The sequence below is a fragment of the Actinoplanes philippinensis genome, from assembly GCF_900113015.1.
GTDB lineage: Bacteria > Actinomycetota > Actinomycetes > Mycobacteriales > Micromonosporaceae > Actinoplanes > Actinoplanes philippinensis.
This window is the reverse complement of record NZ_FONV01000006.1, coordinates 362616-384478: the sequence shown is the minus strand read 5'-3', so window position 1 is coordinate 384478 and position 21863 is coordinate 362616. Positions and strand designations below refer to the sequence as shown.

At 72.0% G+C, this 21863-nt stretch carries 23 protein-coding genes; 7 read left to right on the top strand and 16 right to left on the bottom strand.

Annotated elements, in window-relative coordinates; genetic code table 11:
* Positions 1-43 precede the first annotated feature (43 nt).
* The 3 genes from BM290_RS18045 to BM290_RS18035 are packed head-to-tail and all read left to right on the top strand — an operon-like array spanning position 44 to position 3530.
* A complete protein-coding gene (locus BM290_RS18045; protein WP_093615434.1) occupies positions 44-1576 on the top strand; it encodes a sugar ABC transporter ATP-binding protein in 1533 nt (510 codons plus the stop codon).
* Entirely contained in the window at positions 1573-2526 is a 954-nt protein-coding gene (locus tag BM290_RS18040; RefSeq protein ID WP_093615432.1) for an ABC transporter permease, read from the top strand. Before BM290_RS18045 ends, BM290_RS18040 begins: the two co-directional genes overlap by 4 nt.
* A complete protein-coding gene (locus tag BM290_RS18035; RefSeq protein ID WP_093615430.1) occupies positions 2523-3530 on the top strand; it encodes an ABC transporter permease in 1008 nt (335 codons plus the stop codon). The genes BM290_RS18040 and BM290_RS18035 overlap by 4 nt, the downstream gene beginning before the upstream one ends.
* Before the next feature lie 11 nt (positions 3531-3541).
* On the opposite strand, the gene BM290_RS18030 is transcribed toward BM290_RS18035, so the two are convergent.
* Complete coding sequence (locus tag BM290_RS18030) at positions 3542-4174, bottom strand: TetR/AcrR family transcriptional regulator (RefSeq protein ID WP_239143464.1); 633 nt, start codon at positions 4172-4174, stop codon at positions 3542-3544.
* Between the two features lie 32 nt (positions 4175-4206).
* Here BM290_RS18030 and BM290_RS18025 point away from each other — a divergent pair, with 32 nt between their 5' ends.
* The 3 genes from BM290_RS18025 to BM290_RS18015 all read left to right on the top strand — a co-directional run bounded on the left by BM290_RS18025 (position 4207) and on the right by BM290_RS18015 (position 7266).
* Positions 4207-4860: a hypothetical protein gene (locus BM290_RS18025; protein WP_093615426.1), complete on the top strand. Its 654-nt coding sequence runs from the start codon at positions 4207-4209 to the stop codon at positions 4858-4860.
* A 170-nt stretch (positions 4861-5030) separates the two neighbouring features.
* A complete protein-coding gene (locus BM290_RS18020; protein WP_177319768.1) occupies positions 5031-6542 on the top strand; it encodes a histidine kinase N-terminal 7TM domain-containing diguanylate cyclase in 1512 nt (503 codons plus the stop codon).
* A 106-nt stretch (positions 6543-6648) separates the two neighbouring features.
* Positions 6649-7266, top strand: coding sequence for a VC0807 family protein (locus BM290_RS18015; protein ID WP_093615422.1), 618 nt, complete (start codon positions 6649-6651; stop codon positions 7264-7266).
* A 263-nt stretch (positions 7267-7529) separates the two neighbouring features.
* Here the strand turns inward: BM290_RS18015 and BM290_RS18005 are convergent, their stop codons facing one another.
* The 5 genes from BM290_RS18005 to BM290_RS17985 are packed head-to-tail and all read right to left on the bottom strand — an operon-like array spanning position 7530 to position 13048.
* Positions 7530-9779 carry an ABC transporter permease gene (locus tag BM290_RS18005; protein ID WP_093615420.1) on the bottom strand — a complete coding sequence of 750 codons (2250 nt, stop codon included), beginning with the start codon at positions 9777-9779 and terminating at the stop codon, positions 7530-7532.
* Entirely contained in the window at positions 9776-10459 is a 684-nt protein-coding gene (locus BM290_RS18000; RefSeq protein ID WP_093615418.1) for an ABC transporter ATP-binding protein, read from the bottom strand. The genes BM290_RS18005 and BM290_RS18000 overlap by 4 nt, the downstream gene beginning before the upstream one ends.
* A gap of 20 nt (positions 10460-10479) precedes the next feature.
* Positions 10480-11001, bottom strand: a complete 522-nt coding sequence (locus tag BM290_RS17995; RefSeq protein ID WP_093615416.1) for a PadR family transcriptional regulator — start codon at positions 10999-11001, stop codon at positions 10480-10482.
* Between the two features lie 45 nt (positions 11002-11046).
* Positions 11047-11586, bottom strand: a complete 540-nt coding sequence (locus BM290_RS17990; RefSeq protein ID WP_093615414.1) for a GrpB family protein — start codon at positions 11584-11586, stop codon at positions 11047-11049.
* A 13-nt stretch (positions 11587-11599) separates the two neighbouring features.
* Positions 11600-13048, bottom strand: a complete 1449-nt coding sequence (locus BM290_RS17985; protein WP_177319767.1) for a GGDEF domain-containing protein — start codon at positions 13046-13048, stop codon at positions 11600-11602.
* A 162-nt stretch (positions 13049-13210) separates the two neighbouring features.
* On the opposite strand from BM290_RS17985, the gene BM290_RS17980 reads away from it, so the two are divergent.
* Positions 13211-13420, top strand: a complete 210-nt coding sequence (locus tag BM290_RS17980; RefSeq protein ID WP_093615410.1) for a dodecin — start codon at positions 13211-13213, stop codon at positions 13418-13420.
* A gap of 245 nt (positions 13421-13665) precedes the next feature.
* Here the strand turns inward: BM290_RS17980 and BM290_RS17975 are convergent, their stop codons facing one another.
* The 10 genes from BM290_RS17975 to BM290_RS17930 are packed head-to-tail and all read right to left on the bottom strand — an operon-like array spanning position 13666 to position 21844.
* On the bottom strand, positions 13666-14223 hold the full coding sequence (locus BM290_RS17975) for an alpha/beta fold hydrolase (protein WP_093615408.1): 558 nt from the start codon (positions 14221-14223) through the stop codon (positions 13666-13668).
* Between the two features lie 59 nt (positions 14224-14282).
* Positions 14283-14672, bottom strand: coding sequence for a hypothetical protein (locus BM290_RS17970; RefSeq protein ID WP_143133813.1), 390 nt, complete (start codon positions 14670-14672; stop codon positions 14283-14285).
* A gap of 31 nt (positions 14673-14703) precedes the next feature.
* On the bottom strand, positions 14704-15060 hold the full coding sequence (locus tag BM290_RS17965; protein ID WP_143133812.1) for a hypothetical protein: 357 nt from the start codon (positions 15058-15060) through the stop codon (positions 14704-14706).
* A gap of 27 nt (positions 15061-15087) precedes the next feature.
* Positions 15088-15465 (bottom strand): YccF domain-containing protein, encoded by a 378-nt coding sequence (locus BM290_RS17960; protein ID WP_239143463.1) that lies wholly within the window; start codon positions 15463-15465, stop codon positions 15088-15090.
* 4 nt (positions 15466-15469) lie between these two features.
* Positions 15470-16573, bottom strand: coding sequence for an LLM class flavin-dependent oxidoreductase (locus BM290_RS17955; protein ID WP_093615402.1), 1104 nt, complete (start codon positions 16571-16573; stop codon positions 15470-15472).
* A gap of 26 nt (positions 16574-16599) precedes the next feature.
* Positions 16600-17934 carry an LLM class flavin-dependent oxidoreductase gene (locus BM290_RS17950; RefSeq protein ID WP_093615400.1) on the bottom strand — a complete coding sequence of 445 codons (1335 nt, stop codon included), beginning with the start codon at positions 17932-17934 and terminating at the stop codon, positions 16600-16602.
* On the bottom strand, positions 17931-19244 hold the full coding sequence (locus BM290_RS17945) for an LLM class flavin-dependent oxidoreductase (RefSeq protein WP_093615398.1): 1314 nt from the start codon (positions 19242-19244) through the stop codon (positions 17931-17933). Before BM290_RS17945 ends, BM290_RS17950 begins: the two co-directional genes overlap by 4 nt.
* The gene (locus BM290_RS17940; RefSeq protein ID WP_093615396.1) at positions 19234-19971 is read right to left on the bottom strand and encodes an ABC transporter ATP-binding protein; all 738 of its coding nucleotides are present in this window, start codon (positions 19969-19971) and stop codon (positions 19234-19236) included. The genes BM290_RS17945 and BM290_RS17940 overlap by 11 nt, the downstream gene beginning before the upstream one ends.
* Positions 19947-20789 carry an ABC transporter permease gene (locus BM290_RS17935; protein WP_093615394.1) on the bottom strand — a complete coding sequence of 281 codons (843 nt, stop codon included), beginning with the start codon at positions 20787-20789 and terminating at the stop codon, positions 19947-19949. The genes BM290_RS17940 and BM290_RS17935 overlap by 25 nt, the downstream gene beginning before the upstream one ends.
* Positions 20786-21844 carry an ABC transporter substrate-binding protein gene (locus BM290_RS17930; RefSeq protein WP_093615392.1) on the bottom strand — a complete coding sequence of 353 codons (1059 nt, stop codon included), beginning with the start codon at positions 21842-21844 and terminating at the stop codon, positions 20786-20788. Before BM290_RS17930 ends, BM290_RS17935 begins: the two co-directional genes overlap by 4 nt.
* Positions 21845-21863: the final 19 nt, after the last annotated feature.

Sequence of the window (21863 nt, the reverse complement as noted above, 5' to 3'; positions counted from 1 at the left end):
CTTCGCGGCCGGGCGCCCTTTCCCCACCCCTTGAGAGGTACGCGTGACGCTGCTCGAAGTCGCCGGCGTGTCCAAGAGTTTCCCCGGGGTCCGTGCGCTCGACGACGTGTCCTTCACCCTGCGGCCCGGCGAGGTGCACGCCCTCGTCGGGGAGAACGGCGCCGGCAAGTCCACCCTGATCAAAGTGCTCACCGGGGTGTACCGGCCGGACTCCGGCGAGCTGCGGTACCGCGGCGAGCCGGTGTCGTTCGCCGCGCCGATGGACGCCCAGCGCGCCGGGATCTCCACGATCTACCAGGAGGTCAACCTCGTCCCGCTGATGAGCGTGGCGCAGAACCTCTTCCTCGGCCGCGAGCCCCGCAACCGCCTCGGGCTCGTCGACCGCGGCCGGATGGAGCGCGAGGCCCGCGACATCCTCGCCGACTACGGCGTGACCACCGACGTACGCCGCCGGCTCGGCGCCCTGCCGCTCGGTGCGCAGCAGATGGTCGCCCTGGCCCGGGCCGTCATGATCGACGCGCAGGTCGTCATCATGGACGAGCCCACCTCCTCGCTGGAGCCGCGCGAGGTGCAGACCCTGTTCGGCGTGATCCGCCGCCTGCACGCCCGCGGCATCGGCATCGTCTACGTCTCGCACCGGATGGACGAGCTCTACGAGATCTGCGACGCGGTCACCATCCTGCGCGACGGCCGGCTCGTCCACACCGGAGAGCTCGCCGGCCTGGAACGCATCGAGCTCGTGTCGATGATGCTCGGCCGCGAGATGTCGCCGGCCCGGCGGCAGGGCTTCACCGCCTTCGCCGGCGACCACGACGCCGACGACACCGCCCCGCCGATCCTCGCGGTCACCGGCCTGACCAGCCGCAACCGGCTGCACGACGTCAGCTTCGACGTGCGGCCCGGCGAGGTCGTCGGGCTGGGCGGGCTGCTCGGCGCCGGGCGCAGCGAGACGATCAAGGCGATCGGCGGCGCCTACCCGATCGACGGCGGCACGATCCGGGTCGACGGCGAAGATCTGGGACGGCCTTCCACGGTACGGGCGGTCGCCGCCGGGATCGCCGTGCAGCCGGAGGACCGTAAAGCCGAGGGCATCGTGGCCGGGCTGTCGGTCCGCGACAACATCGCCCTCGCCGTGCTGCCCCGGATGTCACGCCTCGGCATCGTCTCGGAAGCGAGGATCGACGCGATCGTGCAGCGCTACATGACCCGGCTGCGGATCAAGGCGTCCAGCCCCGGCCAGCTCGTCGGCGATCTGTCCGGCGGCAACCAGCAGAAGGTCCTGCTGGCCCGGCTGCTCGCCACCGACCCGAAGATCCTGCTGCTCGACGAGCCCACCCGCGGCATCGACGTCGGCGCCAAGGCCGAGGTGCAGAGCCTGATCGACGAACTGGCCGGCGAGGGGCTCGGCGTCGTGCTGGTCTCCTCCGACGCCGAGGAACTGGTCGAGGGCGCCGACCGGGTCGTCGTCCTCCGCGACGGCGCCGTGGTCGGCCACCTCACCGGCGACCGGGTGACCACCGAAGACCTGATGGCCGGCATCGCCGCCGCGGCAGCACCCTCCGAGGACCCCGCATGACTCCACTCGCCCTCGCCACGCGGCCCGCCGTCCGGTCGTGGCTGCCCGACTACGGCGTCTACCTCGCCATCGCCCTGCTGATCCTGTACAACGTGGCCTTCACCCCGTACTTCCTGGAGTGGAGCAACCTGCGCATCCAGCTCGTGCAGGTCGCGCCGATCGTGATCGTCGCGCTCGGCATGGCGCTGGTCATCGGCACCGAGGGCATCGACCTGTCGGTCGGCTCGGTGATGGCGCTCGCCGCCGCCCTCATCCCGCTCTACCTCGGCTACGGCGTGGCCGCGGCGATCGTCGTGTCGCTGCTCGCCGGAGTCGTGGTCGGCCTGGTCAACGGGGTGCTGGTGGCCCGGGTCGGCCTGCAGCCGATCGTGGCCACGCTGGCCGTCTTCGTCGGCGGCCGAGGGCTGGCCGTGGTGATCTCCGACGGGCAGCTCAAGGAGATCCGCAACCCCGGCCTGATCAACCTCGGCTCGGGTGACCTGCTCGGCGTGCCGGTGCTGGTGTGGATCACCGCGGTGCTGGCCGGTGTGGTCGCGTTCGTGCTGCGCCGTACCGTCTTCGGCCGCCGCCTGCTCGCCGTCGGCGGCAACCGGCGGGCCACCGAGCTGGCCGGCGTGCCGGTCGCCCGGGTGCTGATCACCGTGTACGTGGCCTGCGCCGTGCTCGCCTCGATCGCCGGGCTGCTGTCGGTGGCCCGGATCCAGTCCAGCGACGCCTCCGCGGTCGGCCTGCTCATCGAACTGTCCGCGATCACCGCCGTCGTCGTCGGCGGCACCCCGCTCACCGGCGGCCGGGTCCGGATCCTCGGCACCGTGGCCGGCGCGCTGCTCATGCAACTCGTGACCGCCACCATGATCAAGCACGATCTGGGCCCGTCGACGGCCGAGATGGCGCAGGCCGTCATCATCCTCGTCGCCGTCTACGTGGCCCGGGAGAGGAAGACCCGATGACCCCGGCCCTGCTCACCCCGCCCGCGACCGGCGCCGGACCGCGGGGCGGCGACCGCACCGACCGGATCGTCGGGGTCGTGCAGCGTCAAGGGGCGCTCGCCGTGCTGGTGGCGGTGGTGGCGGTCGCCCTCGCGGTGTTCCCGGACTTCCGCAGCCTCGACAACACCGGCACCATCCTGGTCGCGGCCGCGCCGCCGATGCTGATCGCGCTCGGCATGACCTTCGTGATCCTCACCGGCGGCATCGACCTGTCGGTGGGGTCGCTCTACGTGCTCGGCGGGGTGCTCGCGGCGTGGGCGTCCCGCCACGGAGCGGTCGCCGCGGTGCTCGTGCCGCTCGTCGTCTGCGGCGGGATCGGGCTGCTCAACGGGGTGCTCATCGCCCGGACGCGGATGGCGCCGTTCATCGTCACGCTCGCGGCGCTGCTCGGCGCCCGGGGGCTCATGCGTGCGCTCAGTGACGAGGGGTCCACCACCTACCTCGTGGAGAGCGACACCTTCGGACGGCTCGGGACCGGCTCGCTGCTCGGTGTCGGGTATCAGGTGTGGCTCGCCGTGGGCCTGGTGCTGATCGGGATGCTGGTGCTCGCCCGGACCGGGTTCGGGCAGTCGGTGTACGCGATCGGCGGGAGTGAGGATGCCTCAGCTCTCATGGGTGTTTCGGTACGCCGTACCAAAGTGTTGGTTTATGTCCTCTCCGGATTGCTCGCCGGCCTGGCCGGGGCCGTCAACGCCGCCAAACTGGGGTCCGGGGTGACAGTGCTCGGCGCGGGCATGGAGCTGGACGCCATCGCCGCCGTGGTGATCGGCGGGACCCTGCTGACCGGCGGAGCCGGAAGCATCGCCGGCACCGTCGCCGGGGTGCTGCTGCTCGGCGTCATCCAGAACATGATCAACCAGGTGGGTGATCTGAACAGCAACTGGCAGCAGGTGATCAGCGGATCGTTCCTGGCCGTCGTGGTGGTCGCCCAGACCGTCCTGAACCGCCTGCGCCGCGTGCAATGACGACGGCGGCCTCAGCCCAGGGCGCCGGTCAGCGTCGCGACGGCGATCGCGCTGAGGTGGCCGGCCAGCTCCTCGGCCGGCTCGGTGAAGCCCTCGACCACCCACTCGATGATCAGCTCGGTCGCGCCGGCCACCAGCGCCAGCACCGCCCGCTCGAACAGCCGCCGGTCGGGCGGGGCGCCGCCGGAACGCAGGATCAGGTCGCCGAGCAGCACCGCCTCCTCGCGCAGCAGGCCACGGCGGCGCAGCTCCATCCGCGGTGCGTTGATGTAGATGACCCGGGCCCGGTCCGGATGATCGCGCAGCAGCCGGGTCAGCGTGTGCATCACCGGCGTCACCAGCTCCTCGACCGTCCCCGACGGCGGGCCGGCCGCCACGAGGGCGTCGAGCAGCCAGGTGTTCTGCTCGGTGTGCACCCGGAAGAGCAGGTCGGCGCGGTCGAGGAAATGGTCGTAGAAGTAGCGTTTCGACACCTTCGCCTCGGCGCACACGTCGGCGACCGTCACCTCGTCGTAGTCGCGGGTGGCGAACAGGTGCACGGCGGCCGCGACGATACGCTCACGCCGCTCGGCCTCCCGCTCCTCGCGGGACCGGCCGCCATACAGCTCGCGGCCTCGCTCGGCCACCGCCCGCGCATTGTTCACGCTAACAGGGTAGACCGGCGAGGGGGTCCGCGGTGAGGCCTGTCGCCGGGCCGGTTCCGGCCCGTCTCGTCGACCGTTACGGCCTGGACACCCGGTGGTACGGCCGGCACGCCGACGCCTGGGGCCTGCCGGTGCTCGCCCCGCACCACGCCGGCGACGCCGTGCTGGAACGGGTGCGCGACCGGCTCGGCAGCCTGCTGCGCACCCACCCGCGGACACCGATCGCCGAACTCGACCGGCGGGACGTCCGCGTGGTCGTCGTCCCCGACGGCGAGCCGGTCACCGCCGTCCCCGAGGCGGCCGGACTCCCCGGCGGCCCGCCGCGCGGCGCCACCGACACGTTTCCGCTGATCGTGTCCACGGAGAGCGGTTTCGTCGACGGGTTCGGCCACACCCTGCACCGGATGGCGCTGCGGCACATCGCCCCCGCCGTCAGCGAGGAGCTGGCCGGGGCCCGCCGGGCCGCGCAACGACTCGGGCGGTGGCTCAACACCCGTGGCGGGGGCGACATCGACGACTACTTCGCCCACGGCCTGCAGATCTACTTCGACGTCGCGGGCCGCGGCCCGATCGGCGGTGACGGCGTCCGCAACCACATCGGGGGCCGGAACGCCCTGCGCGCCTACGACCGTCCCCTGCACCGGGTGCTGGACCGCCTTTACCAGGGCGTCGTCCTGCCGCGGTAGAGGTGGTCCGCATCTGTGCCGCCCCCGAGATCCGCGTCGTTGCCGGCGTCGCTTACCCGGCATATAGCGGGGCTATCAGGCCCAAAGCCTCTGGCCGGTGACCGGCGCCTCAGTGACTCAGATGCCCCGGCCACCGGCCGATGCCCCTCTCCGGAGCGAAGGAGAGTGGGATGCGAGCCGCACTGGTCACGCTGTACGTCGCCGCGGCTCTCGTGGCGGCGACGTGTGCCGTGCTGTCCTGGCGGCGACGGCAGCGCGGCCCGCTCGCGTCGTCGCTGGCGCTGATCACCGCGGGCGCCGCCGAGTGGTCGCTGGCCGAGGCGGTCGCCGCCGCCGCCGGCTCGCCGTCCACGGGACTCGCCGCCACGTACGCCATGTTCCCCGGCGTCGCCATGCTCGTCGCCGGCTTCCTCTGGCACACGGCCGTCTTCACCGGCCGCCCGATCACCCGCCGCGGCCTGCTGCTCGTGCACCCGGCGCTGCTGATGGCCGCCGTGGTCAGCGACCCGTGGCACCACCTGTTCTTCAGCGCCGTCGACGCCCATCCGGACGGCGGCGTGACGGTGCAGTTCGGCCCGCTCTACTGGCTGCACACGGCGTACTGCTACACGGTGATCGCGGCCGGTTTCGTCCGTGCGGTCGCCGCCATGCGCCGGGCGGTCCGCGGGCACCGGCAGGTGTTCGTCCTCTTCCTGGCCGGTGCGCTCGCCCCCCTGGCCGGCAACGGGCTGAGCATCTTCACCGGCCTCACCGACCGCCAGGTGGACCTCACCCCCGCCCTGTTCCTGGTCACCGCGACGGTATGGCTGTGGGCGGAACGGTTCGGCACACCGGCACGGCGCACCCCGGTCGCGTACGAGCAGGTCATCGCCGCCCTCAGCGACGCGGTGATGGTGCTCGACCCGGACGGGCGGGTCCTGGACGTCAACCCGGCCGCCGCCGCGATGCTCGCCTCGCTCGGTCACGTGCCGGACGGCGCCGTGGTCGGCCGGAGGTGGTTCGAGGTGGTCGGGCCGCAGCTCACCGCGGCGTTCGGCGGTGGGAACGCGCAGCAGACCCTGACCGACGGCGGCACGACGTACGACGTACGGGTGGTCCGGATGCGCAACGCCGACGGCAGCACCCCGGGCGCGGTCGTGGTGGTTCGCGACGTCACCGAGCTGGAACGGTTGCGCGCCGAACTGACCGACCAGGCGGTCCGCGACGGCCTCACCGGCGTGTACAACCGCCGCCACCTGACCACGACGCTGCGGGAACAGGCCGGCGAGGGCCCGCTCGCGGTGGTGATGCTCGACGTCGACCACTTCAAGAGCATCAACGACACGTACGGCCACGCCGTCGGCGACCAGGTGCTGATCCGCCTGGCCCAGGAACTCGGCACGGCGGTCGGCGACACCGGCACGGTCGCCCGCTACGGCGGCGAGGAGTTCGCGATCATTCTGCCCGGTGCCGGCGCCCGCACCGCCGCAGACCTGGCCGAACAGTGGCGCGACCGCAGCGCCGGCGCCACCGTCGCCACCGCCCGCGGCCCGCTGCGCGTCACGTTCAGCGCGGGCGTGGCCGAACTCGCCGCCGGCGCCGACGTCGAGGACCTGCTGCGGCGCGCCGACCGGGCCCTTTACGCCGCCAAGGAACAGGGCCGCAACAGGGTCGTCACGGACGTCTCGCTGTCCACCGTTTGACGGACAACCACCCTCCACGGCTCGGTCGTCCCGGCGAAGGCGCCCCGAGCGGCAGCATTTACTGCATCGCCGCCGGAACCGGGGGCCACCACCGAGGGGGACCGTGATGCAGCACGACGGGATGCGCGAGATGATCCGTGGACTGGCCTGGGATCTGGGACTGCCGCTCGTCACCTACTACGGGCTGCACGCCGCCGGGGCGCCGGACACCACGGCGCTGCTGGCCGGCACCGTCGGCGCGGCGCTGCGGATGGCCTGGGTGGCGGTGCGCAGCCGTACGATCAGTCCCTTCTCGATGGTCATGGCGGCCGTCTTCGGGGTCGGGCTGCTCTTCACGGTGCTGACCGGCGACCCGCGGTTCCTGATCATCAAGCACTCCGCGATGGCCGGCGCGGTCGGCCTGGCCTTCCTGGTCAGCGCCCGGTACGGCGGACGGCCGCTGACCCTGGCGGCGCAGCAGAGCTTCATGCCCGGCAAGGCCGGCGAACTGGCCGAGGCGTACGCCACCGAGCCGGCCGTACGCCGCGGGCACCGTCTCGCCTCCCTGGTCTGGGGCGGCGGCCTGCTCACCGAGGCCCTGATCCGGGTGGCGCTCGTCTGCGTCCTGCCGATCGAGGTGATGGTCGGCGTCTCGACCGCCCTGACCGTGCTCACCTTCGCGGCGCTGATCGGCTGGAACGCCCGTTTCCTGGCCACCCGCCGGCCGGCGCCGGTTCCCGCCTGACCCGCGCCTGCCGCAACGCCCGGTCGAGAACGTGGTCGGCGATCTCCTCCCAGCCCTTCCGGGCCGGGAGGAGACGGGCGTATCCGGGATACTCGACGTGTAGTGCCGCAGGTTCGCACGCCGCACTGCCGGCGGCATCACCAGATCGGCTCCCGCGCCGTTTGCCGGGAGGGCCCGCTTGTCGGGGTCAGCGGGGCCGTGCGGCGCGCCGCTTGCTGGATCAGCCTGCTTGTCGCGGCTGGACGGCGTGGTCTGCCGGAGGCCTACTCGCTGCGTAGGTTGCCTGGTCGGGTCAGGCGCAGCAGTGTCGGCAGGGCTGCGGCCGTCGTCCCGAGGACCACCAAGGCGGCCATCCCGGATGTGGTGCCGATGCCGAACCAGTCGACCGTGATCGGGGCCTCCACCGCCGCCATCAGCAGCGCCGCCAAGCCGCTGCCGAAACCGATCGCCAGCGTCATGCCGAGCAGGACCGGCACAGCCGCCTGCAGCAGGACCGAACCGGACAGGGTGCGCCGCCTCGTGCCGAAGGCGACCAGCACTGCCATCACGCGGCGTCGTTCGCGCATCTGCTCGGCCATGTTGATCACCAGGCTGGCGCCGATCAGCGCGAGCATCGCGATCGTGCCGATCAGCAGGCTCTGCCGCATGGTTCGCAGCACGTCGGCGACGGCGGTGTTGTCGGGGTCGATCACCAGGGCCTGAGGGTCCAGGCGGGCCGCTGCGTTGCGCAGCTGCTCGAGAGCGTCCGGCCTGCTCCTGTCGAGGGTGACCGTGTATCGCGTCTCGCCGGGCGGGAATTTGTCGGCCGCCGCCGCGGGGGTGATCAGGAGCATCGGGCCGTAGTCGACCAGTTGATCGATGGCTGTCACGTCGCGGGTGGAGGCGGGCGCCGTCCACTGGCCGCCGCCGGCGATGTCGAAGACTCCGGTGCTCGCGACGTTGACGGTGAAGGCGTCGCCGTCGGTGCAGGCGGGCAGCACAGCGTAGGTCACGAGCGCCTTGCAGCCTCCGATGCGGACGATCGTCTCCACGCCCTCCCGGGTGGCCCGTGCCAGGCGCACCGTCTCGACGTTCTGGATGCCGGGGGTCTCCCGCAGCGCGCCGGTCCAGGTGGTGACGGGCAGCTCCGTCTTCGGCAGGATCTGGTGCCAGGACTGGGCCGACGAGGACGCGCCGGGCGAGCTGATCTGTGTCTCGATGCCGCTCACCAGCCCCTGGATCGCGATCACACCGGCGACCGAGACGGCGATGCCGGACACCGCGCGCACGGCCGTGCCGCTGTCGAGCTGCAACCGGCGGACGGCCAGCTCCCACGCGACACCGCCGCCACCGAGCCGGTGCACGACCGCGTCGACCAGCCACGGCAGCAGCAGGGCCAGGCCGATCAGCAGCAGGGCGACCCCCGTGGCCGCCTGGAACTCGATCGTGCCGGACCCCGGCGAGTCGCCGAGACCACCGGTCAGCGGCCAGAGCAGCAGGATCCCGCCCACGGGCATGATCAGCCGCCACCAGAGGCGCCGCCGGACGGTGTGGCTGAGCCGGACCACGCCGAGCGGCTCGACGACGACCCGCCGCATCGCCGACAGGGTCACCAGGATCGCGACCGCCGGGACACCGACCGCGATGAGCGCGACCAGCACCGGGACCGGGCGCATGTCGGCGAGGAAGAAGCTCAGAGCGCCGGTCCCGTACCGATGGGCCAGCAGCACCGCGCCGACGGCGAGGACCGCGCCGACCAGGAGGCCGAGCACCGCGCCGGCGAGCGTCTCACCGGCCGCGATCCGCCGGGTCATCGCGGCGTCCGAACCGACCAGCCGCAACGCCGCGAGCCGTCGATCGCGGGCCTCGCCGCCGAACCGGACCGCGCTCGCCATGAACACCACGACCGGGGTGAGCAGCACGACCATGCCGACAGCGGTGAGCAGCACCATGAACGGGTCGACGCCGGCGTCCTCAGACCGGTGGCCGAAGGCGTCGATCCGGAAGCCGGTCTCCTCGTCCAGGGTGTCGGTGCCCAGATAGAAGGCTAGGTCGGCGGGGCCGGTCAGACCCTCGTCGCCGATCGTGCCGACGATCCGGGCATCCCACCGCTGAGCCAGCACCGGATTGCGCTCGATCAGCCGCTGCAGGGCAGGGGAGACCAGCATCTCGCCCGGTTTCGGCAGGGTGGCGACACCGGGCGGAACCGGCGGCCGGGAGCCCTCGGGCTGCAGCATCCGGCCGTGGATCGAGTCGTCGCCGAAGGTGGTCGTGGCGATGCCGATCAGCATCGTGCCGTCGCCACGGGCGATCTCACGCTCGCTGTCGATCGCCTCGGTACGGGCGGTCTCGCGGGCGCCGCTGGCCTCCAGCGCCGACGGCAGGATGGCCAGGCACAGCAGCAGGGCGACACCGACACCGGTGCCTGCGGCGATCAGTGCGAGCCGGGCCCAGCCGGCCCGGCCGCCCGCCACGCTCATCCGGGCGCCGAGCCCGAGCTCGAAGATCCACCGGCGCAGAGAACGGCCGGTCACCGTGCATACTCCTGCTCACGCACCCGGCCGTCACGGACGACGGCCTCACGGTCGGAGTAGGCCGCGACCCGCGCCTCGTGGGTGACCAGCACGACCGCGGCCCCGGTGTCGCGGGCGGCGGCGATGAACAGTTTCATCACCAGCTCGCCGTTGAGCGAGTCGAGCGCGCCGGTCGGCTCGTCGGCGAACACCACGCGGGGGCGGCTGACCAGCGCCCGCGCGACGGCGACCCGCTGGCCCTGGCCGCCGGACACCTGGCCGGGCCGTTTTGCGCCCACGTCGCCGACCTCCAGGCGCTCCAGCCAGTCGGTGGCGGTGCGGTGGGCCTCGCGGCGGCCGGCGCCGGAGAGCCGCAGTGGCAGCGCCACATTTTCCACACAGGTCAGCTCCGGGACGAGCTGCCCGAACTGGAACACGAACCCGAACTCGCCGCGGCGCAGGGCGCTGCGCTCACTGTCGGACATCGCCGTCAGGTCGCGGCCGTCATACGAAACGCGCCCCGACTCGGGCTGCAGGATGCCGGCCAGGCAGTGCAGCAGGGTCGACTTGCCGGACCCGGACGGCCCCATCAGCGCGACGATCTCGCCGGGCCAGATGTGCAGCGAGGCGTCGTCGAGCGCCTTGGTCTCGCCGAAATTGAGTCGCAGACTGTCGGCGACCAGCAGCGGTTGATCGGTCATCGGGGGGTCTCCCTGGGGATTCACGGGCGGACGCGGGCGGCCAGGCGGTCCAGGCGGGCGGCGGTGAGCTCCAGCCAGCGCAGGTCGGCCTCGAGGTGGAACAGGGCGTGGTCGCAGATCAGCTCATCGGCGAGGTCGCCGTCGTTCTTACGGCGGGTCAGCTCCCGCATCAGCCGCAGGTGCTCGGCGCGCTGGGCGTCGAGGACCTCGTTGGCGTCGCGCCCGGTCAGCAGGGCCAGCACGACCTTGGTGTAGAGGGTGCTCTGCAGATACGGCTCCGGCTTCTCCGGGCGGCCGATCCACTCCGCCACGTCGGTGATCCCGGCGTGGGTGATCGCGTAGCGCTTGCGGTCGGGGCCGTCGCCCGGCTCCGACTCGACCTCGACCAGACCGTTCTTCAACAGGCGGGCCATGGTCGAGTAGACCTGGCCGTAGTGCAGGGACCGGTCACGCCCGAACGTGTCGTCGTAGGTGCGCTTGAGGTCATAGCCGTGGCGTGGCCCGTTTTCCAACAGGCCCAGCAGCGCGAAGGAGACTGACATGCGCGCTACTATACACACCATGTATAAACCGTGTGCATACGCAGCTCAGCGGCCTCCCTTCTCCCAGACGGGCACCGGTGGCAGGCCACGCTCGGCCCGCGCCCGATCGGTCAGTTCCTGGACGAGCGCGGTCTTCGCCCGTGCGTAGTCGCCGGGGTGGGTGCCCGCCGCGGCCAGGCCGCGCTTCAGGGTGGCGTAGCGTTCGGCCTCGTCCGGGTGTGCCCGCAGATAGTCACGCAGGATGCGCTGGTTGCGGGTCGGCCATGTCTCGACGGTCACCACGTGCAGCAGGTGGGTCCGCCGGCCCCGGTGGAGTCGTGCGTAGAGCAGCCGGTCGGTCATCCCGTTGGTGTGCCGCTGATATCCGAGGCCGGCCAGCGCGTCCTCGCGTGCTTCCACCGCGGCGAATCCGGTGACGGCCGCCATCAGGTCGATCGTCGGTTTCGCGGCGAGCCCTGGGACGGCGGTGGAGCCGATGTGCTCGATCTCGGTCACCGTGCCCCGCAGGACGGGGGTCAGCTCGGCTATCGCGGCCGCCGCCAGATCGGGCCATGACGGGTCGTATGCGACGACTTCCATGGTCATCCGACCATACTGGTCAGGCGGTCAACACATAGTCGACGACGCGGGTGCCGCCGCCCGCGCGCTTCGCCTCGTACATGGCGGCGTCGGCTGTGCTCAACAGGTTGCTGATCAGGTCCTCGGCGCTCTGCTCGGTGAGCGGGTCGGCCGGCGGCAGGGTCAGAACGCCGATCGAGGCGCCGATGGTGACCGGGCCGGCGCCGACGTCGATCGGCTCGGCGAGGGCTCCCTCGATCCGTGCCGTCAGCGCCGTGACGTCGGCGCCGGTCAGGCCGGTGCAGCAGACCACGAACTCGTCGCCGCCGAGCCGGGCCACGGTGTCGCTGCGTCGCACGATGCCGGTGAGGCGTTTGGCGACCACCTTGAGCACGATGTCGCCGCAGTGGTGGCCGTGGGTGTCGTTGACAGCCTTGAATCCGTCGAGGTCGACGAAGAAGAGGGTGGGCGACGCGCGGACGGCGTCCCGCATCTCGTGCAGCAGGCGAGCACGGTTGGCCAGACCGGTGAGCTGGTCGTGGGTGGCCTGGTGGCGCAGCATCCGCTCGGCGTTCTCCAGGTCGGTGACGGCGCGCCGCAGCCGGGAGAGGATGACGGCGATCATGGTGATCATCGCCGCGGTGGCGGGCGCCCGGTCCCAGCCGCGGTTGGGCAGGGCGATCGTGCTCAGGCCCACGGCGCACAGGGCGGTGCCGAGGAGCGCCATCCGCCAGCCACGCATGCCCGGTGCTGTCGCGGCGCGGACCGCCGGCTCGGCCGGCGTGGCTCGGCTCCGGTGCAGGACGGCAGCGGTCAGCATCCCGTTGACCAGCAGGTATGTCGGCGTGTACCAGATGTCCGCCCGGGCCGTCGGCGGCAGCAGCGCGTTTCCCAGGTCGGCCAGGAGGGAGAGGGTGAGGCCCGTGACGATCAGATGTTCGGAGGCCGTGCGCCGCCCGGGAGCGAGCAGCACGGTCAGAGCGAGGCCGACGATGACCACGTCGCCGAGCGGGAAGCAGAAGGCGGCGACGGTGCTCCAGCCGCCGCCCCCGGCCGACTTCGCCAGCGTCGGCTGGATCAGTACGTACCAGGCGAAGACCGTCATCGCGACCGTCGCCACCGCGACGTCCTTGGCGATCGCGTGGCGTACCGGGCGAGGCAGCGCACGCGCCTCGATCATCCGCACCACGGCCACCGTGATCGGGAGGTAGAAGACGAGCCAGCAGACCAGGGCCACGTCCATGCGCACCTGCCACACGGCCGAACCGGTGATCGCGCAGCCCACCCCGGCGATCCACGGCATCCAGATCCGGCGTTGATCCACCGGCAGCGATCGCGCGGCCGCGATCAGGCCTGCGGCGATCACCGCCAGCGCGGCGAGATAGCAGACGGTGGCCGCCGCGGTGCCCGGCAGGATGACGGCCGGGGCCGCCAGCACGGCGGATACGCCGATGACGGCCTGCCATGCTCTCCAGCGCGGACCGGGCACACCAGCAGTATCGGCACGGCGGGGCCACGGCTGAGGCGGCCGCGATTCCCGTCGCGGCACCTTGAAAGGTGCGCCGGGCCGATGGGGCGCTGCGGGGTTGTGGGGCGCCGATCCTGGCATAGGGTCGGAACCGGACATCAATGGAGAAGCGAGGAGATCGTCGTGACGCACCACGTGTACCGGCTCACCGAGGTGGTCGGCAGCAGCCCGGAGAGCATCGACGACGCCATCCGGACCGCGGTGAAGAAGGCAGCCGAGACGGTTCGCAACATCGAGTGGTTCGAGGCGAAGGAGATCCGCGGCCAGGTCGTCGACGGCGACGTCGCCCACTTCCAGGTCCGCCTCAAGCTCGGCTTCCGCGTCGACGACTGAGCCGGCGGCGGATGAGGTCGAGGGCTGATGCCGCGGCGGCTGATGCCGCGGCAGATGAGGTCGAGGGCTGACGCCGCGGCGAACGAGGCAGACGGCTGATGGCCGTGGCGAAGGAGGTCGACGGCTGACGCCCCGGTGGGGGACGCTGATGGGCGGCCGCGGTGAAGGAGGCCGACGGCGGCCGCGGCGAAGGAAGGCGGTGGCGCTCGCGGCGAAGGCGGGAAGCCGTGAAAGGCGGCCCCCGCTCAGCGCAGCGTGTTGAGGAGAGCGGCGAACCCTGCGGGATCCCGCAGGTGCGGGAAGTCCTCCGCGTCCGGGTGGTTCGACCGGGGAAGGTCGCCGGCCGGCCAGTCCGCGTAGGCGTCGGGAAGAGAGCGGCGTACGGCGAACTGCCGGTACGGCGAGGGCACCCCGTCGAGGCGTCCGGGCCCGTCGCAGCCCACCGTGATCACCCGGTGGGTGCTGTAGCCGGCCGCGAATCGCCCGGCCACGTGGGCGGCTTCGGCGTGGGCGATCAGTACCGGCGCGCGCCGCAGGCCGAGGCCGTGGATCAGCATGGCGAGGTCCTCGGCGAGTTCGTCGACATCGCACCGGCCGCGCGCCGGTGACTGGCCGTGGCCGGGCAGGTCGACGGCGACGGCGGTGATGTCGTCGCCGAGTTCGGCGGCCATCGGCCACCACATGGTGCGGTCGTAGCCGAGCCCGTGCAGCAGCAGGACGGGCCGGCCGGTGCGCCCCCAGCGGTCGTAGGCGAGCAGGTCACGGTAGGTGTGGGCGGTACGCCGGGGAGGTTGTGGGTGCACGTCGGGTCAACTTCCTGAGAAGCAGGCGGGGGGTGACGTCGTGGGGAGGAGCCCGGCTCCTACACGCGCAGCACGCCCAGCCTGCTCAGCACGACGCCGGGCGCCGTTGATGTGGGGGTGGGAAGAACGAGCGCACAGCGAGGGTACGGCACAGCCGCGACGATCACGGCCCGGCCCCGCTGGCTGAGCCGTGGCGTCCAGTCGTTGCCGTGCCGGTGGTCGTGTGCGGCCTCGTCGGACTGCAGCCGGTCGACGCACGTCGCGGAGGTGCCGGCGCCGGGGTGGTGGTGCTTGCCCGGCACGGAGAGGAGGGCGGACGTCGCCGAGGTGCCGGCGCCGGGGTGGTGGTGCCCGGCCGGCACGGAGAAGAGGGCGGACGCGGCCAGCAGGGCCACCAGCATGATCAGGACCGCGAACCCGCGCACTGTCGGGTGTGGGCGGGCGGTCACCGGTTCAGGATAGCGACCGCCCGGACGGGGATCAGGCGACGTCCATCGCCTCGGCCGACCGGATGCGCCCGGAGACCTGGCCGTGGTTGCCGCACCCGGGGCAGGTGTGGTGGCTGGTGCTGGTGCGCCAGCAGCACATCTCGCCGCATTCGCCGCACCGGACGTAGCTGTCCGCCCCGCAGCCGGGGCAGCCGGTGTAATCGGATGCGATGCCGAAGGGGCCGGTCTTCGTGATCCGCCCGGGGATCGTGCCGCCCTCCGGCAGCGCGTCGGCGGACACCTCGGCCAGCTGCCACTCCCCGCCGGTGTGGCGGAAAGTGGCGACGCGGGCCTGCTTGCCGGTCTCGCAGTGGAAGGTGAGCCAGGCGCTCTCTGCCATGCGTTCCATGCAAGCAGGGGAGCGCAACCGGGCCGGTCAGTCGAGGTCGACGATCTCCCTGCCGAGCGGCCACAGCGCGGCGGGCACGAGCTTGAAGTTGGCGATGCCGAACGGGATGCCGATGATGGTGACGCACTGGGCGATGCCGGCGGTGACGTGGGCCAGGGCGATCCACCAGCCGAAGAGCACGAGCCACAGGATGTTGGCGATGCCGGAGGCGACGCCCGCGTCCCGGCGGTCGACGACGGTCCGCCCGAACGGCCACAGCGAGTACACCGCGAGCCGCATCGCGGCGACACCGAACGGGATGGTCACGACCAGGGCGAAGCAGAGCAGGGCGGCGATGCCGTAGCCGATGCCCAGCAGGAAGCCGCTGCCGAAGATGAACCACAGGATGTTGAGGATCAAGCGCACCGCTTCATGATGACCTACCCGCGCCAAGGCCCGGCACGGACGCCGGGCCGGGGGCGGGTGGGCCGAAGTGAGCGCCGCGTCCGATCAGCGCGTCGCCGACCCGGGCGGTCTCCCGCCGGTACGGGGTGTCGGAGAGCACGAAGTGGCTGATGCCCAGGTCGGCGTACTTCTGGAGGGCCGCCGCCACGTCGTCGGCCGATCCGACCAGCCACGTCGTCCCGGCACCGCCCCCGCCGTGCCGTCCCGGGGCCGTGTAGAGGCAGGTGTCCAGGACGTCGCCGCGGCCGGCCAGGTCGAGGAGCCGCTGCTGTCCCACGGCGGGCCCGCGGAGCAGGTCGGCGTTGTGCCGCCGCGCCATGTCGGCGACCTTGGCCTCGGCGTCGCGCCATGCCTCCTCGCGGGTGTCGCGGATCAGCGTGGTGACCCGCAGCCCGAACTCCAGTGGCGGCAGGTCGCGGTCGAGGTCCCGGGTCAGGCCGCGGAGCCGGTCGACACGTTCGGCGATGCCGTCGAGCGGCTCACCCCAGAACAGCTGCACGTCGGCCTCGGTCGCCGCGACCCTCTCGGCGGCGGGGGAGGCGCCACCGAAATAGAGGCGGGGACCACCGGCGTACGGCCGGGGCACGACGGTCGATCCGGTGACCTGGAAGTGCTCCCCGGCGTACGTCACGTTCTCCTCGGTCCACAGCCGCCGGACGAGCCGCATGAACTCCCTGGTCCGGGCGTACCGCTGCGCCTGATCGCCTTCGATGTCGCCGTAGGCGGCGAGGTTGTCCCGCCCGCTGACGATGTTGACCAGCAGGCGCCCGCCGCTGAGGTGGTCGAGGGTGGCCGCCGCGCCGGCGAAGTGCGCGGGTTGCCAGTAGCCCGGCCGGATCGCCGCGAGCGGCCGGAACGTGCTGGTCCGCGCGGCGATCGCGGTGGCGACGGTGAACGTGTCCGGCCGTCCCCAGCCGGTGCCTATGAGCGCGCCGGCCCAGCCGTGCTCCTCGGCGGTACGGGCCAGGTCGACGCTGTGGTCGAGGGTCCCGTACCCGGCCACGGTGTCGTCGCCGCGGTGTCCCGGCTCGACGGTGTTCGGGATGTACCAGAGGAAGGTCCGGGTCATGACACGCTCCGGCGGCGGCGGAATGCTCATCTGGCGCTTTCCAGGGAGAGAAGCGAGTTCGCGGGCCGCGGAAGCCCGTAGTGCTCTCGCAGCGTGGCGCCGGTGTACTCGGTACGGAACAGGCCGCGCTCCTGCAGGATCGGCACGACCTTGCCGGCGAACGCCTCGATCCCGGACGGCAGCACCGCGGGCATGATGTTGAACCCGTCGGCCGCGCCGTTCTCGAAGTAGTGCTGGATCGTGTCGGCGACCTGGACGGGCGTACCGGTGAAGGTGCGGTGCCCACGGCCCCCGCCGAGTTTGCCGATCAGCCGGCGGACCGTCAGGTTCTCCCGCCGTCCCCAGTCGACGATCAGCGTGCGGCGGCTCTTGTGGCCCTCGATCTCGTCCTCGGCCGGCAGGTCGGCCGGCAACGGCTCGTCGAGTTTCAGCCGCTCCGGGTCCACGCCGAGGACGGTGGCCAGGGTGGCGACCGCGAACTCCGGCGCGATCAGGCGTTCCAGCTCGGCCTCCAGTTCCCGCGCCTGCTCCGGGGTGTCGCCGATGACCGGGACGATGCCGGGCAGGACGACGACGTGGTCCGGGTCGCGGCCGGCCGCCGCGGCCCGGCGCTTGATGTCGGTGTAGAAGGCCTGGCTCTCCGCCAGCGTCGGCTGGGCCACGAAGATCGCCTCGGCCCACCGGGCGGCGAACTCTCTACCGTTCTCCGAGGATCCGGCCTGCACCAGCAGCGGCCAGCCCTGCGGCGGGCGGGGCACGTTGAGCGGCCCGTCGACCCGGAAGAACCGGCCGCGGTGGCCGATCGCGCGGACCCGCTCCTTCACCGCGTGCACGCCGGCCCGCTTGTCGGCCACGATCGCGTCGTCGGCCCAGCTGTCCCACAGTTTCGTGGACACCTCGAGGAACTCGTCGGCGCGCTCGTAGCGGGTGCGGTGCTGCGGCTGCTCGTCGAGGCCGAAGTTGCGGGCGGCCGCCTCCCCGGCGGTGGTGACGATGTTCCAGCCGGCCCGGCCACCGGACAGATGGTCCAGCGAGGCGAACCGGCGGGCGAGGTTGAAGGGCTCGTTGTACGAGGTGGACGCGGTCGCGATCAGCCCGATGCGGGTGGTGGTGGCGGCCAGGGACGCGAGCAGCAGCGTGGGTTCGAGTTTCCCGGCGGGCCGCCGGCCGGGGTCGCTCCACAGCACCGGGCTGTCGGCGAGGAACACCGAGTCGAACCGGGCGTCCTCGGCGATCCGGGTGAGGTGCTGGTGCGCGGCGAGCGACAGGTTGGCGTGCGGGTCGGACTCGGGCAGCCGCCACGACGCCTCGTGGTGCCCGGTGTCGTGCAGGAACAGGTTGAAGTGCAGTTGCCGGGTCACTGTTTGATCAACTCCAGGTCGTAGTGCGAGCGCAGGGTGGCGCCCTCGTACTCGGTGCGGAACCGGCCGCGTTCCTGCAGGATCGGCACCACCTTGTCGACGAAGGCGACCAGGCCGGACGGCAGCACCGCCGGCATGATGTTGAATCCGTCGGCGGCGCCGTTGTCGGCCCACTCCTCGATCGTGTCGGCGACCTGCTCCGGGGTGCCGGCGAAGGTGCGGTGCCCGCGTCCGCCACCGAGCCGCCCGATGAGCTGCCGGACCGTCAGGTTCTCCCGGCGGGCCAGGTCGACGATCAGGGTGAAGCGGCTCTTCGCGCCCTCGATCTGGTCCTCGGTCGGCAGGTCGTCCGGCAGCGGCTCGTCCAGCGGCAGGTCGGCCGGGGTCAGGTGGAAGCGCTCGGCGAGCTGCGCGCGGGCGTACTCCGGGCTGATCAGCCGTTCCAGCTCGGCTTCCTGCTCCCGCGCCTCGTCGAGGGTGTCGCCGATGACCGGCACGATGCCGGGCAGGATCTTGATGCCGTCCGGGTCGCGGCCGAGCGTCGCGGCCCGCTGCTTGAGGTCGCGGTAGAACGCCTGCGCGTCGGCGAGCGTCTGCTGGGCGGTGAAGACGGCCTCGGCCCACTTCGCGGCGAAGCCCTTGCCGTCCTCGGAGGATCCGGCCTGCACGAGCAGTGGCCAGCCCTGCGGCGAGCGGGGCACGTTGAGCGGCCCGTCGACCCGGAAGAACCGCCCCCGATGGTTGATCGCGCGGACCTTCGTGGCGTCGGCGTGCACCCCCGCGGCCTTGTCGGCGAGGATCGCGTCGTCGGCCCAGCTGTCCCACAGTTTCGTGGACACGTCGAGGAACTCGTCGGCCCGCTCGTAGCGCTCCCGGTGCAGCGGCACGTCGTCGAGGCCGAAATTGCGGGCCGCGTCGGCGCCGGCGGTGGTGACGATGTTCCACCCGGCGCGGCCGTCCGACACGTGGTCGAGCGACGAGAGACGACGGGCCAGGTTGTACGGCTCGTTGTACGACGTGGACGCGGTGGCGATCAGCCCGATCCGGGACGTGACCCCGGCCAGCGCGGTGAGCAGGACGGTCGGCTCCAGCTTGCCGGTCGGGCGGCGGCCGGGGTCGCCCTGCTGGACCGGGCTGTCGGCCAGGAACAGCGAGTCCAGCTTTCCGCGCTCGGCGATCCGGGCCAGCTCCTGGTAGTGCTTGACGTCCCAGCCGGCGTACGGGTCGCTCTCCGGCAGCCGCCACGACGCCTCGTGGTGGCCGACGCTCATCAGGAACGCGTTGAGGTGCAGTTTCCGCTCATCCGGCATCGGCGGCCACCCCCAGCCGGTCGAGCAGCAGGGTCCGCAGCCCGGCGAAACCGGCGTCGGAGCGGGACCGGCTGGTCAGCTCCACCCGCACGTCGGTGTCGACCACGCCGGCGTCCAGCAGGATCACCCGGTCGGCGAGCACGATGGCCTCGTCGACGTCGTGGGTGACCAGCAGCACCGCCGGCCGGTGCGCCTCGCAGAGCTTGCGCAGCAGGGCGTGCATGCGGATGCGGGTCAGGGCGTCGAGAGCCCCGAAGGGCTCGTCGGCGAGCAGCAGTTGCGGTTCGCGGACCAGCGAGCGCGCCAAGGCGGCTCGCTGTTGCTCACCCCCGGAGAGTTGGTACGGCCAGGCGCGCTCCCGCCCGGCGAGGCCCACCTCGGCCAGCGCCTGACGTCCCCGGTCGGCCGCGTCCGCGCCGCGCAGCCCGAAGATCACGTTGTCGAGGATCCGCTTCCACGGCAGCAGGCGGGAGTCCTGGAACACCACCGACACCGACGCCGGGACCTCGATCCGCCCGTGCCCGGCGACGTCCCGGTCGAGCCCGGCCAGGGCCCGTAGCAGGGTGCTCTTGCCGGTGCCGGAGCGCCCGATCAGCGCCACGAACTCGCCCGGCGCGATGTCGAGATCCAGCCCGTTGAGCACCCCGCCGTCCTTGTTGAAGCTGCGGTGCAGGTTACGGACGCGGACCGCGGCCGCGGTGGTCAGCCCTCCAGAGTCTGCCGCCATGACAGCACCCTCCTCGCGATGAGACGGACGGCGCTGTCGGCGCAGTAGCCGAAGACGCCGTAGATGACCAGGCCGACCACGATCACGTCGGTCTGGCCGTACTGCTCGGCCAGCGTGATCATGTGGCCGATGCCGGCGACCGCGTTGTACTGCTCCACGACCACCAGGCCCAGCAGCGACGACGTGACCGCGAACCGCATGCCGAGCAGGAACCCGGGCAGCGCGCCGGGCAGCACCACATGCCGCACGAACTCACCGCGGCTGATGCCGATCGTCTCGGCCAGCTCGGCGTACCGGCCGTCGATGCCGCGTAGCCCGTTGTGCGTGTGGATGTAGATCGGCACCATGCTGATCAGCGCGATCGTGATGATCTTCATCTCGTGGCCGATGCCGAACCAGGCGATGAACAGCGGGATCAGCGCGAGCGTCGGCACCGACCGCTTGATCTGGATCGGCCCGTCGATGAGCGACTCGCCGGCACGTGACAGACCGGAGAAGACCGCCAGGACCGCGCCGGTGACCACGCCGATGCTCAGGCCGATCAGCGACCGCTCCAGCGAGGAGAGGATGTTGCCGAGCAGGTCGTGGTTGACCCACTGGTCCTCGAAGGCGATCACCACGTCCCACGGGGCGGACAGGATCGCCGGCTTGATGACGCCGGACGCGGAGCCCACCGCCCAGAGGGCGAGAGCCAGGGCCGGGCCGATCCAGAAGGCGAAACGGATGCGACGGCCGGGACCGAGCCTGCGGCGTACGACCCGTGCGTCGGCCTTGTCACCGGAGGTGCTGACCGGGGGAGTGTGCAGTGTGGTGGTCATGCGGCATCACCCGTGACGACCTTGTCGCCGGCGGCGGCCGCCTGCACCTTCTCGAACCGGCGGTCGACGAGCGTGGTCACGTCCAGCTTGTCGTGGTTCTGCTCGGTGGCCAGCAGGTCGGCGGTCTCCTGCAGCCGGGTGACCGCGGCGTCCCAGTTCGCCGGGATGGCCTTCGTCCCGCCGATCTCGACGACGGCCTTGGCGTCCGCCTCGCTGAGCCCCTGGGTGTCCTGGTAGTAGGCCTTCGCGTACTCGGCGGGGTGGTCGTTGGCCCACAGCAGCGCCTTGGTGCGTACCGCGATGTAGGCCTTCAGCGCCGCCGCCTTGTTCGCGTCCTCGACCGCCGAGGTCAGGCAGTACAGGGTGGACGCGTCGTCCCGGATACCGGTGAAGATCGAGCTGGCGCCGGGGTATTTCGTCTCGTAGAGCTTGATGTTCTGCGCGCCGATCGGGGCCACGTCGACGGCCTTGCTGCCCAGCGCCGTCACGTAGGAGTCGCCGGTGCTGGTCAGCTCGACCAGCTGGACGTCCTTCTGGCTCAGCCCGGCCTTCTGCAGCACCCGCAGCACCAGCGCGCCCTGCGCCTGCCCGGCGCTGTAGGCGATCTTCTTGCCGCGCAGGTCGGCCAGGGACGTCACGCTCACCCCGGGCGCCACCCCGAGCTTGTAGATCGGGTGCTCCAGCGGGTCGACGGTGACCGACTGGAAGACGATCTTCGTGGCGGTGCCGGTCCACGCGGCGAACAGCGACGGGATGTCGGCGACCGCGCTGCAGTCCAGCTTGTCGGCCCGGAACGCCTGGATGCTCTGCGGGCCGCCGCTGATGTTCGCCCACTCGATCGTGACGTTGCTGAGCTCCTTGTCCAGCCCGGACGCGCCCACGATGGCCTGGATCTGCGGGTCGCCGAGGCGCAGCACGGTGCCGCTGGGAACCTGGTCCGGCAGGGCGGCCGTCAACTCCAGTTTCGTCGCGGCCTGCTCCTCCGAACAGCCCGCGGCCAGCGCCAGGACGACGGCGAGCGCGGCTACGACCGTACCCCGAGGGTGTTTGATCATGATTTTCCTTCTTTGCGGG

Excerpts from the sequence above, each read along its gene's own strand:
- BM290_RS18040 (WP_093615432.1), top strand. The coding sequence starts at position 1,573 with ATGACTCCACTCGCCCTCGCCACGCGGCCCGCCGTCCGGTCGTGGCTG.
- BM290_RS18035 (WP_093615430.1), top strand. The coding sequence starts at position 2,523 with ATGACCCCGGCCCTGCTCACCCCGCCCGCGACCGGCGCCGGACCGCGG.
- BM290_RS18020 (WP_177319768.1), top strand. The coding sequence starts at position 5,031 with ATGCGAGCCGCACTGGTCACGCTGTACGTCGCCGCGGCTCTCGTGGCG.
- BM290_RS18015 (WP_093615422.1), top strand. The coding sequence starts at position 6,649 with ATGCAGCACGACGGGATGCGCGAGATGATCCGTGGACTGGCCTGGGAT.
- BM290_RS18000 (WP_093615418.1), bottom strand. The coding sequence starts at position 10,459 with ATGACCGATCAACCGCTGCTGGTCGCCGACAGTCTGCGACTCAATTTC.
- BM290_RS17995 (WP_093615416.1), bottom strand. The coding sequence starts at position 11,001 with ATGTCAGTCTCCTTCGCGCTGCTGGGCCTGTTGGAAAACGGGCCACGC.
- BM290_RS17990 (WP_093615414.1), bottom strand. The coding sequence starts at position 11,586 with ATGACCATGGAAGTCGTCGCATACGACCCGTCATGGCCCGATCTGGCG.
- BM290_RS17965 (WP_143133812.1), bottom strand. The coding sequence starts at position 15,060 with ATGGAACGCATGGCAGAGAGCGCCTGGCTCACCTTCCACTGCGAGACC.
- BM290_RS17955 (WP_093615402.1), bottom strand. The coding sequence starts at position 16,573 with ATGACCCGGACCTTCCTCTGGTACATCCCGAACACCGTCGAGCCGGGA.
- BM290_RS17945 (WP_093615398.1), bottom strand. The coding sequence starts at position 19,244 with ATGCCGGATGAGCGGAAACTGCACCTCAACGCGTTCCTGATGAGCGTC.
- BM290_RS17940 (WP_093615396.1), bottom strand. The coding sequence starts at position 19,971 with ATGGCGGCAGACTCTGGAGGGCTGACCACCGCGGCCGCGGTCCGCGTC.
- BM290_RS17935 (WP_093615394.1), bottom strand. The coding sequence starts at position 20,789 with ATGACCACCACACTGCACACTCCCCCGGTCAGCACCTCCGGTGACAAG.
- BM290_RS17930 (WP_093615392.1), bottom strand. The coding sequence starts at position 21,844 with ATGATCAAACACCCTCGGGGTACGGTCGTAGCCGCGCTCGCCGTCGTC.